Below are 11317 nucleotides of genomic sequence, written 5' to 3'. Positions count from 1 at the left end.
ACTGCGCTAAAACTTAACCGAGGATTTTTTCCAGCGCTGCGCGAACGTCAGCCACAGCCTGGGTGCCGTCAACTTTCGCGTATTTGGTGTTACCCGCCTGCGCTTCTTTAGAGTAGTAGCCGATCAGCGGAGCGGTCATCTGATGGTATTCCACCAGGCGCTTACGTACGGTCTCTTCCTGATCGTCTTTACGGGTGGTCAGCTCTTCGCCGGTCACGTCGTCTTTTCCTTCAACCTTAGGCGGGTTGAATTTGATGTGGTAAACGCGGCCAGAAGCAGCGTGTACGCGACGACCCACGATACGGTCAACGATCAGCTCATCCGGAACGTCGAATTCAAGAACGTAGTCCACGTTGATGCCTGCTTCTTTCATGGCATCAGCCTGCGGAATAGTACGCGGGAAGCCATCAAGCAGGAAACCATTACGGCAGTCTTCCTGAGCAATACGCTCTTTTACCAGCGCGATCACCAGCTCATCAGTCACCAGCTTACCGGCGTCCATGATGTCTTTCGCTTGTTTGCCCAGCTCGGAGCCAGATTTCACGGCAGCACGCAGCATATCACCGGTGGAGATTTGCGGAATACCATACTTCTCCATGATGAACTGAGCCTGAGTTCCTTTACCCGCGCCCGGAGCGCCAAGCAGAATGATACGCATTACGAAAATCCCCTTAAAGGTTGTCGATATTTTTTAAAAAGCGCTAAACGATACCACCATCACGCAATTGGCTCAAGGAAGACGCCCGACGCTGAAACGGTTAACGGTGGGAAAATTAAAAATGAGGAGAGAAAATGCCGGATCGCGGTGTAAACACCGTATCCGGCCAGGGATCGACGAGATGGTGTAAGCCGGACACGCGTTAGCATCATCCGGCATTACCTTACGGCTATCAGGACACCAGCAACTGGTTCATACGACGAATGAACTGGTTCGGATCTTCCAGCGTGCCGCGTTCAGCAAACAGCGCCTGATCCAGCAGCAGTTCAACCCACTCTTTGAACTGCGCTTCGTCCTGGGTATCCGCCGTGCGTTTGACCAGCACGTGGTCCGGGTTGAGTTCAAAGATATATTTCACTTCCGGTACGGCCTGGCCGGCAGCAGCGAACAGTTTCGCCATCTGGGTGCTCATTTCGTCCGCATCGGTGGTAACGATGGCCGGCGTGTCGGTCAGACGGTGAGTCAGACGCACTTCTTTTACGCGATCGCCCAGCAGGGTTTTCACGCGCTCAACGAACGGCGTCAGCGCTTTTTCCGCTTCTTTTGCCGATTCGTCAACGTCATCCGCCAGCTTGTCGATGGACTCGTCAGCTTTGGCTACGGACTGGAATGCCTTACCGTCGAACTCGGTCAGGTAGTTCATCATCCACTCATCGATACGGTCAGAAAGCAGCAGCACTTCGATGCCTTTCTTACGCAACAGTTCCAGGTGCGGGCTGCTCTTCGCCGCCGCATAGCTGTCTGCGGTGATGTAGTAGATTTTCTCCTGCCCTTCTTTCATACGCGACACGTAGTCTTCCAGCGACACGGTTTGTGCGGAGGAGTCAGTGTGCGTGGACGCGAAGCGCATCAGCTTAGCGATCGTTTCCTGGTTAGCGTTGTCTTCCGCCGGGCCTTCTTTCAGCACCAGGCCGAACTGTTTCCAGAAGGTCTGGTATTTTTCTGCGTCGTCTTTCGCCAGTTTTTCCAGCATCTGCAGTACGCGTTTGGTCAGCGCGCTACGCAGGTTACGGGTGACGGTGCTGTCCTGCAGGATCTCACGAGAAACGTTCAGCGGCAGATCGTTAGAATCTATCAGGCCACGCACAAAGCGCAGGTAATTCGGCATAAACTGCTCGGCGTCGTCCATAATGAACACGCGCTGAACGTACAGTTTCAGACCATGCTTGTGATCGCGGTTCCACATATCCCACGGAGCCTGAGACGGGATGTACAGCAGGCTGGTGTACTCCTGCTTACCTTCCACACGGTTATGACTCCAGGTCAGCGGATCAGTGAAGTCGTGCGCGATATGTTTGTAGAATTCGTTGTACTCGTCGTCTTTGATTTCCGACTTGTTACGGGTCCACAGCGCCTGCGCCTTGTTGATCTTTTCCCAGGAAACTACGGTCTCGCCGTCTTTCTCTTCGGATTTTTCGATCTCTACCGGCAGCGCGATATGGTCGGAATATTTGCTGATGATGGAACGTACGCGCCAGTCATCAAGGAACTCGTCTTCGCCTTCGCGCAGATGCAGCGTGATTTCGGTGCCGCGATCGTCTTTGGTGATGTCGGCAACGGTGTACTCACCTTCACCCGCAGATTCCCAGAACACACCATTTTCCGGTTTATCGCCCGCTGCGCGGGTACGCACGGTGACTTTATCCGCCACGATGAACGCAGAGTAGAAGCCAACCCCGAACTGGCCGATCAACTGGCTGTCTTTCGCCTGATCGGATCCCATGGATTCAAGGAAAGATTTAGTACCGGATTTCGCAATGGTCCCCAGATGATCGATAACGTCATCACGATTCATCCCCACGCCGTTATCGGCAATGGTCAACGTACGCTTATCTTTATCGAAGGAAACACGCACACGCAGCTCACCGTCACCTTCATACAGGTCCGGGTTAGACAGTGCGCGAAAACGCAGCTTGTCTGCCGCATCCGAGGCGTTAGAGATAAGCTCACGCAGGAAGATTTCTTTATTGGAATACAGAGAATGGATCATCAGGTGCAGAAGCTGTTTTACTTCTGACTGAAAACCACGAGTTTCTTGTCCTTTCATGTAGGTCTACCTCAACAATGCCATTTTCAATGGTAAAAACAGGTTGAGGGTGAAATGGGGACAAGCGGGAAGGATTTCAAGCGGAAGCCGCCGTCGCGGCCTCCGTTTGTTCAGAATTTAATCTTGTGTCGTCCTGCCAGAGAGTGCGACAGCGTGGTGCCATCGACCATTTCCAGCTCGCCACCAACCGGAACGCCATGGGCGATACGGCTGGCTTCAACGTCATATTGCATGCAAAGCTCAGCAATATAGTTGGCGGTCGCCTCTCCTTCGACCGTGGGATTGGTCGCCAGGATCAGTTCGCTGATTTGCTCAGATGCCAGCCGCTGCTCGAGACGATCCAGCCCGATATCATCAGGACCAATACCGTCCAGCGGAGACAGGTGTCCCATCAGCACGAAGTAACGTCCAGAAAATTGCCCGGTTTGCTCAATGGCGTAGATGTCCGCCGGACTCTCCACCACGCAAATCTGACCGTTTTCCTGGCGACGCGGGTTCGAGCAGATGTTGCAGACGTCTTGTTCTGTGAATGTGCGGCAATCGGCACAGTGGCCGATTTCCGACATCGCCTTCGTTAACGCCTGCGCCAGACGCATCCCGCCGCTGCGATCGCGCTGAAGCAGCGTGAACGCCATGCGCTGCGCAGACTTCGGGCCAACGCCCGGCAGACAGCGCAGAGCTTCCATAAGCTGAGTTAACAGCGGGCTGGTTTGCATCAGAACGGCATCTTAAAGCCAGGCGGCAGCTGCATTCCGGAGGAAACAGAGGCCATCTTCTCTTTCTGCGTCTCTTCAATACGGCGCGCGGCGTCGTTGAATGCCGCAGCAACCAAGTCTTCCAGCATCTCTTTGTCGTCTTCCAGCAGGCTTGGATCGATCTCCACACGACGGCAGTTATGCGCGCCGTTGATGGTTACTTTTACCAGACCCGCGCCAGATTCGCCGGTCACTTCCAGCTTGGCGACTTCTTCCTGCATCTGCTGCATTTTTTCTTGCATCTGCTGGGCCTGTTTCATCAGGTTACCCAGACCGCCTTTACCAAACATAGGCTTCTCTCTCAATCACGTTAAGGGATGACGACCGTCAAACCGTAATGGCTGACGATCAAATGGGGCGAATACTCTCTTCGTCCAGGTCCGCATCGAAAAAACGACGCAGCGTCTGAATGTTATTATCCGCAATAATCGACTCACGCGCCTGCGCGAGTTTCTCTTCATAAATGGCCTGACGCCACTCCAGCGGCGTGCGCACCGCTGGATTATCATCTTCAACGATGGTCAATTCAACCGTTGACCCTGTTAAGGAACTCAATGCTTCGGCCAGTTTTTGCTGCGCGCCGCTGGAGTTAAGGTGTCGCTGCGTGGAACGCAGGTGCAGGCAAACCACGTTGCCATTCTCTTCTTTCCAGGCATTAAGCGCCACCTGCTCCACCAGTTTAGGCAGCGAGAGCTGGCTTACCTGTGCGGCCCACGGGTCGCGTTCGATGGCCTCAGCCGCCAGCTTTGCCGCCAGTTCTGGCGTTTTTTCATGCTCAAGCGCTTTTTTCAGCGCTTTCGGCGTAGCGACGACTTCTTTGACTTCTGCAACAGGATTGGTCGCTTTCCAGCGATACGCTTCTTTCTTCGCTGGCGCTTTTTCCAGCGCAGAGACAGTTGGGCGCGCCTGAACACGTTCCGACACCGAAGCCAGTCTTTCCAGCGCAGCATTATTCACCGGCCGCGCGCGGGAAGCGGCTGCCGGTTCACTCTTTTTTGGTTTGGTTGCTCCCTGAGCGCGTTGCAGCTGGCTGCGTGCCGCCAGCACCTGGCTGGTAGCATCGGAGAGCGGCACATTCTGTTGCTGTTGCGCTGCCGCAGGCTGCTGCGGCACCTGCGTCGGGTTCATCACCGCAGTGGGTGCGACCGGGGCAAAAGACTGTCGCGGGGCTTCAGGTTCCGGGAGCGGCATGCGCGGATGAAAAGCCAGCGCACGTAGCAGCGTCATTTCAACGCCCATTCGCCTGTCCGGCGCATACGGCAGTTCTTTGCGCCCGATTAACAGGGTCTGGTAGTAAAGCTGCACATCGGTTGGCGGGACGATTCGCGCCAGTTCGCGCATACGCTGTTCAATAGCGGCCATATCGCTGCCGAGCGCGGCAGGTGAAAGCTGAACCATGGCAATACGATGCAGCAGAGCCGACATCTCAACCAGTAGCGCTTCCCATTCAATACCGCGCGCGGCGGCATCGTTCACCAGCGTCATAACGCGTTCGCCGTCCGCAGCCACAACCGCTTCAACCAGCGAAAGCGCCTGGTCGTCGTCCAGCGTGCCGAGCATGGTGCTGACCGCGTCGGTCGAGACCTGACCATCGCCGCTGGCGATCGCTTGATCGGTCAGGCTCAGCGCATCGCGCAGGCTGCCGTCCGCGGCGCGAGCCAGCAGTTGCAACGCACGTGGCTCATGGGCGATATGCTCTTCTTTGAGGATATGCTCAAGCTGATGGCGAATCTGTTCGACATCCAACGCTTTAAGATGGAATTGCAGACAGCGCGACAGGATAGTCACCGGCAGCTTCTGCGGATCGGTGGTCGCCAGCAGGAACTTAACGTGTGCGGGCGGCTCTTCGAGCGTTTTCAGCAAGGCGTTAAAACTGTGGCGCGACAGCATGTGCACTTCGTCAATCAAATAGACCTTAAAGCGACCGCGCGCTGGCGCGTACTGGACGTTATCCAGCAGGTCACGGGTGTCTTCGACTTTGGTGCGTGAGGCGGCGTCGATTTCAATCAAATCGACAAAGCGCCCCTGCTCGATTTCACGGCAGTTATCACACACGCCGCACGGCGTAGCGGTGATGCCGGTTTCACAGTTTAATCCCTTCGCCAGCAAACGGGCGATTGACGTTTTCCCGACGCCACGGGTGCCGGAAAACAAATAAGCATGATGAATACGCCCTAACGACAAGCCGTTCGCCAGTGCCGTCAGCACATGTTCCTGGCCGACGACGTCAGCAAAGGTTTGTGGGCGCCATTTTCGGGCTAAGACCTGATAACTCATTGGCAGGCTCTGAAAGGCTGGAGGGTGGATTCACAGGGGGATAATGCTAACACAACCTCGCAGCGACGGCGAGGTTGTGTGTCTCGGTATTAATCTGCCGAGATAAGATAGCCCGAAATTAGTGGCCCGGGAATGGAACCAGGCTATAACAGGTCAGTCCCTGCTTTTCCAGACGCTGCTCGCCACCCAGATCAAACAGGTTAATGATAAATGCAGCATCGGTCACTTCGCCACCCAGACGGCGGATCAGTTTCACGGTCGCTTCAATCGTGCCGCCGGTTGCCAGCAGGTCGTCCACAACCAGAACTTTATCACCAGGTTTGATGGCATCTACGTGGATTTCCAGTTGATCGGTGCCGTATTCCAGCTCATAGCTCTCAGCAATAACTTCACGCGGAAGCTTACGGGGTTTACGTACCGGAACAAAACCAACGCCCAGACCCAACGCTACCGGCGCGCCAAACAGGAAGCCACGCGCTTCGGTACCAACAACTTTAGTGATACCCGCATTTTTGTAGCGTTCAACCAGCAATTCAATACTGAGGGCGTAGGCTTTCGGGTCTTCCAGTAAACTGGTGACATCACGAAAAAGAATGCCCGGTTTTGGGTAATCGTGGATGCTTTTGATGCTATTTTTGAGAAACTCAAGCTGCTGTGCAGTCGCGGTCATAAGTTTGTGCCTGATTAATACAGTATTACTTCACGGCGCACTATACACTTCATCCTCGACGTATCTTGAATGATTTTGTGTCTGTATAAGAGCCAAGGTTATATTTGCTTAACCTTTGACCACCTGCGCCTGTGCTCGAAAACGGTCGAATTTACTGGCTGTGAGAGACAATTGCAACAGCGTTTATTGCGCTTTACTGCTTTTGTTGTTTTTCATCAATCACCGGGATCCGCCACATAAAAATCAGTAAACAGGCGAGAATAACCAGCAGCAGGCCGCGTACCCACATCATATTGACCAGCCACAGTGAAATACTAAACGTTACCAGGATCAACAAAATAGCGCGCGGCTTTGCTCCCGGCGGCATCGCGCGGTGTTTTTGCCAGTGGCGCAGATACCCGCCGAACCACGAACGGTACAGCAACCAGTCGTGAAAACGCGGCGACGAGCGAGCAAAACACCAGGCGGCCAGCAAGATAAACGGCGTCGTCGGCAACAGAGGCAATACAACGCCCAGCGTTCCTAACACTACCGCTATCCAGCCTATGACGATTAGAATAATGCGTTGCATAATATGAATACTTAACACAGAGAATCGCTACTTTATCATAACAGTTCTCATTTTCATCGGAGTGTTGTCGTGAAAACCGTCATGCTGCTTCAGACGCTCGAAAACCAGCTTAACCGCTTGCGGCAGCGTTGTGCCCCACTGGCACACCATGCCACGCTTAGCGCCCGCTTTGACAGGCATCTGTTTCACACCCGCAGCACGTTGCTACAGGCCTGTCTGGATGAAGCTGATGATAATCTCACTGCTCTACGTCGCGCAGTTGAACAGCAACAACTACCACAAATTACCTGGCTTACGGAACACCTTGCCTCACAGTTAGAGGCGATTTCACGTGAAACCGCCAGTTGGTCGCTCCGGGAGTGGGACAGCGCCTCTCCTGGCCTGGCGCGCTGGCAGCGTAAGCGAGTTCAACACCAGGAGTTTGAGCGCCGCCTGGTTGAAATGACGCGTGAACGTAAAGAACGCCTGGCACAGGTTACGGGCTTTGAAGAACAGCAAAAACTGCATCGCGAAGTAGAGGCATTCGAAGCACGACTGGCACGCTGTCGTCATGCACTGGCAAGAATAGATAACGTGCTGGCGCGTTTAACCCGCTAATCCCCGGAGAATTTATGTCATTAGAGAACGCCCCAGATGAAGTCAAACTGGCCGTCGATTTGATTGTCCTGCTTGAAGAGAATCAGATGGAGCCTGAAACAGTTCTGAAAGCACTGGAGATTGTGAAGCAGGATTACGAGAAGAAACTGCTCTCTTTATCTAAAAAAGAGCGGTAACTGAAAACCTGATGGCGTTGCACTTATCAGGCCTACGAATGAATCGAAGCTCGCAGGCCTGATGATTATTTCTGTTAACCTACCGAAGGCGTCGGATCGTCACCTTTAATGATGTCACGTTTTACCTCGGTCACGGTGTCACCTTTCGCGTTATGCAGGTGAACTTCGAGCTGGTTAAAGGCGATATCAATGTCATTTTCACGGCACAAACGATCGACCGCCCGGTTAAGTTCATCAACCGTGTGGCTACGATCGCGCAATTCACGCACGTATAAACGCAGCTCATGATCCAGCGTACTGGCGCCGAAGGCAGTAAAGAACACTGCAGGCTCCGGATCGTGCATCACTTTCGGGTGTTCTGTCGCCGCCTGCAACAGCACCTTCTTCACTTTGTCCAGATCCGAACCATAGGCCACGCCAATGCGGATCACCAGACGCGTGGTGGTATCGGAGAGCGACCAGTTGATCAACCGCTCCGTCACGAATGCTTTGTTCGGGATGATCACCTCTTTGCGATCGAAGTCAGTAATGGTGGTGGCACGGATACGGATCTTGCTGACCGTTCCGGAGAACGTACCGATGGTCACGGTATCGCCGATGCGTACCGGGCGTTCAAACAGAATAATCAGACCGGAAACAAAGTTACCGAAAATTTCCTGCAAGCCGAAACCAAGACCAACCGAGAGAGCAGCGGCCAGCCACTGTAGCTTATCCCACGAAACGCCGAGCGATCCGAAGACCGTCATCGCACCAATGGCGATGATGGCGTAATTCAGGATCGTGGTGATCGCATAAGAAGCCCCCTGGCGCATCTTCAGTCGCGAGAGCACCAGCACTTCCAGCAGGCCGGGTAAGTTGCGGATCAGCGCCCACGCGACCATTGACGCAATAATCGCAAACAACAGGCTGCCCATGGTGACGTCTTTCACCACTGCCGCACCCGCTTCGGTGCCGTTGTAATGCCAGAGCGTTATGCTGTCGAGATAGCTGAACACGGTTATCAAATCAGACCAAATGGCCCAGAACAGAACACCAAACAGGGCAACCATCACCAGCATGGTTATACGCAGCGTTTGCTGGTTAACCTGCTCCAGCGCAATAGTCGGTTCTTCCTGCGGCTCTGCGCCTTCGGCCCCTTCTTTCACCAGGTTCTGACGACGCGCTAACGCTCGACGCCAGGCGATACGGCGTGCCGCTACGCTCAACCCTCGCAGCACCGTCTGGTACAGCAGATTCCAGAGGATAACCAGATAGACCGTTTCAATCCAGCGGCCCGCCAGGCGCAGCGTGGTGTAGAAATACCCTGTCGCCGTCAGCACCATTAATGCAATCGGAATAATAGACAGCACGGTAATAGTGACCAGACGCAGACCATGCGACTCTTTGTCACGCCAGCTTTCGCGGCACATTGGCCATACCAGGAAGGCGATCAGCAGCAGGTTGAGGAAAATGACCACCTGGCCAAGCACATCGTCCATCAAATTAAGCGGCGACAGCTCAGCAATGACCGACCAGAAGTTAAGCGGCAACAGCGCAAGGCTAATACGCACAATCTGGCGACGCCAGTGGCTGGTCTGCTTCGCTGGCATGCCAAAATGACGTATCGCCACGCCATCTTTTTCCAGCACCTTCCAGCACAGACCAAACACCAGCCAGAAGATGGTCATCTTCTTACTGAACGCCCACAGCAGGTCGCTAATATTCAGTTGCATAGTCAGCAGAATCAGACCCACCGCGAGGATAATCAGACACGCCGGCAAGGCTCTGATGAGATCGATCAGAATCGCTTTTGGCGTATTAAGCTGACTGTCATTGCGCAGGTTCCCCACCGCGGCGGCTAATTTTGCCTGATAATCCTTCAGCCACTTCAAACGCCAACGGATTAACCCGGCGATAAGCAGCAGCGGCAGCCCTGCCAGGAACGCAATAAACACGGCGGGCCAGGCTTTTTCCCAGTTCACCGTGATTTTCATCGACTTAAACTGGTCTTTTAGGGTTTGCGGGAAGGCTTTGATCCAGTCCCAGTCCATCGGACGGTTACTGTTAACCCAGAAGATTTGTTGCGTGAGGATCTCTTTCAGGTTTTTCGACACGCTCATTAACTGCTGCTGGTTGATTTGCAGATTAATCGCCATCATCAACTGGTTGCCCAGCTGCTTATTTAGCTGATCCAACAGTTCACGACGCATATCCACGACCTGCAGCAGGGCATCATGGACTTCAGGATTAACGTCGTTGCTGTGCCCTTCTTCCAGTTTGGCAACAAACGCATCATTCTGGAACAACGTATCGCGCTGCTGGTTAACTTCGAACTGCTCCAGACGCAAATCGGCGATCCGGTTGGTCATATCGGCAAGCTCATCCGCCGACGGCAGCGTTTGTTGTTGCTGATATAAAATGCGCGACAGCAGCAGACTGCCTTTCAGGACGGCGATCTGCTCTTTAATGTTGCGTTCGGATTGCAGCGCGCGGTCAAGCCAGTTTTTGACCTTGATATTTTGCTGCATCAGGCTGTTGCCGTTTTCAGTCGCGGCAATCAGGCGCTGGCTGAGCTGATGGTTAACATCAAGTTCCTGCTTCACTAACGGATTGGACTGAATACGCTCGGCTTCGTCCGGCGTTACCGCTTCCTGTGCCGTCTTTTCGGTTAACGTCAGTCGTTTGCTGTTCACCGCCTCTTGCAGGAGCTGGAGCTGGTGTTCAAGGCGGTTACTATGCGCCGTCACATAATCGCGTTGTTTTTGCAGGGTATCCTGCAAAACGGTATTCCCTTCGAGGCTCTTACGCTGCTGGTCGATCTGCGCGTTCAGCAACGCTTGCTGCGCCTGCAGCAGCACCTGCTGGCTGGGGCGTAAAGCCGCCTCTCCCACAGTGGTGCCATCGAGTCGATTGCGGATTTGCTGCATCTGTTGCGACGCGGTGTACATCGCATTTTGTACGCGCTCTGGCTGTGTCTGCAGCGATACCAGTTGGCTGTTGTAAGCGGCCAGATCGTTTTGCGAGCTTTGCAGGTCATCCAGGACCTGCGACACGCGCGACTCAAGCTGTCGTAAGGAGAGCGTACTCAGCGTTTTTCGCGTTTCATCGTCATTATCGACATCGCTAAGCGAATTTAGCGCATCCGTCGCCTGACGCATTTTCTCCGGCGCCTGGGCAACTTTTTGCCGAAGCTGTACGGTTTCATCCTTCACACGATCGATTTTATCCAGCGTGGCAATGGTATCGATGAGATCCTGTTGAACCAGCTTATCCTGTGCGGAGAGATCTTTTTGTTTATTCAGCGTGTCTAACTGGCTCTGAATATCCGCTTTCGTCGGCAGTTCACCACTCTGTTGCGCCCGCGCAAATGCAGATGACTGGCAGGATAGCAAAAGAATGAAGAAAAGAATGGTAATAGCAATAAGATGCTGTGAACGTTTATAGAGCTGCAACATAGTCATGAGAATGAAGGTTTCTGAACCGGAAAAGTGACCGAAAATAGTCAAGCGGCAAGAATATCACGGCTG

At 53.8% G+C, this 11317-nt stretch carries 10 protein-coding genes and 1 other annotated feature; of the genes, 2 read left to right on the top strand and 8 right to left on the bottom strand.

Annotated elements, in window-relative coordinates; genetic code table 11:
• Positions 1 to 13 precede the first annotated feature (13 nt).
• From adk to OGV75_RS10710, 7 genes are all read right to left on the bottom strand, one after another.
• A complete protein-coding gene (adk, locus tag OGV75_RS10740) occupies positions 14 to 658 on the bottom strand; it encodes an adenylate kinase (protein ID WP_003021773.1) in 645 nt (214 codons plus the stop codon).
• Positions 659 to 890: 232 nt separating this feature from the next.
• Complete coding sequence (gene htpG / locus OGV75_RS10735) at positions 891 to 2765, bottom strand: molecular chaperone HtpG (RefSeq protein ID WP_016152083.1); 1875 nt, start codon at positions 2763 to 2765, stop codon at positions 891 to 893.
• Positions 2766 to 2875: 110 nt separating this feature from the next.
• Positions 2876 to 3481: a recombination mediator RecR gene (gene recR, locus OGV75_RS10730; protein ID WP_016152082.1), complete on the bottom strand. Its 606-nt coding sequence runs from the start codon at positions 3479 to 3481 to the stop codon at positions 2876 to 2878.
• Positions 3481 to 3810: a YbaB/EbfC family nucleoid-associated protein gene (locus OGV75_RS10725; RefSeq protein ID WP_003021764.1), complete on the bottom strand. Its 330-nt coding sequence runs from the start codon at positions 3808 to 3810 to the stop codon at positions 3481 to 3483. Before OGV75_RS10725 ends, recR begins: the two co-directional genes overlap by 1 nt.
• Before the next feature lie 58 nt (positions 3811 to 3868).
• On the bottom strand, positions 3869 to 5797 hold the full coding sequence (gene dnaX, locus OGV75_RS10720) for a DNA polymerase III subunit gamma/tau (RefSeq protein WP_016152081.1): 1929 nt from the start codon (positions 5795 to 5797) through the stop codon (positions 3869 to 3871).
• Positions 4472 to 4536: a sequence feature (DnaX frameshifting element), on the bottom strand. (Overlaps the previous gene by 65 nt.)
• 118 nt (positions 5798 to 5915) lie before the next feature.
• Positions 5916 to 6467, bottom strand: coding sequence for an adenine phosphoribosyltransferase (apt, locus tag OGV75_RS10715; protein WP_006685676.1), 552 nt, complete (start codon positions 6465 to 6467; stop codon positions 5916 to 5918).
• Positions 6468 to 6660: 193 nt separating this feature from the next.
• On the bottom strand, positions 6661 to 7038 hold the full coding sequence (locus OGV75_RS10710) for a DUF454 family protein (protein ID WP_181546133.1): 378 nt from the start codon (positions 7036 to 7038) through the stop codon (positions 6661 to 6663).
• 69 nt (positions 7039 to 7107) lie between these two features.
• Here OGV75_RS10710 and priC point away from each other — a divergent pair, with 69 nt between their 5' ends.
• On the top strand, positions 7108 to 7635 hold the full coding sequence (priC, locus tag OGV75_RS10705) for a primosomal replication protein N'' (RefSeq protein ID WP_016152078.1): 528 nt from the start codon (positions 7108 to 7110) through the stop codon (positions 7633 to 7635).
• Positions 7636 to 7649: 14 nt separating this feature from the next.
• A complete protein-coding gene (rsmS, locus tag OGV75_RS10700) occupies positions 7650 to 7811 on the top strand; it encodes a pleiotropic regulatory protein RsmS (RefSeq protein ID WP_019076177.1) in 162 nt (53 codons plus the stop codon).
• A 74-nt stretch (positions 7812 to 7885) separates the two neighbouring features.
• Here rsmS and mscK read toward each other — a convergent pair whose 3' ends face one another.
• Positions 7886 to 11251, bottom strand: a complete 3366-nt coding sequence (gene mscK, locus OGV75_RS10695; RefSeq protein ID WP_016152076.1) for a mechanosensitive channel MscK — start codon at positions 11249 to 11251, stop codon at positions 7886 to 7888.
• Positions 11252 to 11317: the final 66 nt, after the last annotated feature.

It is taken from the genome of Citrobacter sp. Cb028 (assembly GCF_030336705.1).
GTDB lineage: Bacteria > Pseudomonadota > Gammaproteobacteria > Enterobacterales > Enterobacteriaceae > Citrobacter > Citrobacter braakii.
Note: the sequence above shows the minus strand (reverse complement) of the source record. Positions and strands in the feature narration are given on the sequence as shown.

Bases quoted from the DNA above. Each gene is read 5' to 3' on its own strand.
- adk (WP_003021773.1), bottom strand. From the start codon at position 658: ATGCGTATCATTCTGCTTGGCGCTCCGGGCGCGGGTAAAGGAACTCAG.
- htpG (WP_016152083.1), bottom strand. From the start codon at position 2,765: ATGAAAGGACAAGAAACTCGTGGTTTTCAGTCAGAAGTAAAACAGCTT.
- recR (WP_016152082.1), bottom strand. From the start codon at position 3,481: ATGCAAACCAGCCCGCTGTTAACTCAGCTTATGGAAGCTCTGCGCTGT.
- OGV75_RS10725 (WP_003021764.1), bottom strand. From the start codon at position 3,810: ATGTTTGGTAAAGGCGGTCTGGGTAACCTGATGAAACAGGCCCAGCAG.
- dnaX (WP_016152081.1), bottom strand. From the start codon at position 5,797: ATGAGTTATCAGGTCTTAGCCCGAAAATGGCGCCCACAAACCTTTGCT.
- apt (WP_006685676.1), bottom strand. From the start codon at position 6,467: ATGACCGCGACTGCACAGCAGCTTGAGTTTCTCAAAAATAGCATCAAA.
- OGV75_RS10710 (WP_181546133.1), bottom strand. From the start codon at position 7,038: ATGCAACGCATTATTCTAATCGTCATAGGCTGGATAGCGGTAGTGTTA.
- rsmS (WP_019076177.1), top strand. From the start codon at position 7,650: ATGTCATTAGAGAACGCCCCAGATGAAGTCAAACTGGCCGTCGATTTG.
- mscK (WP_016152076.1), bottom strand. From the start codon at position 11,251: ATGACTATGTTGCAGCTCTATAAACGTTCACAGCATCTTATTGCTATT.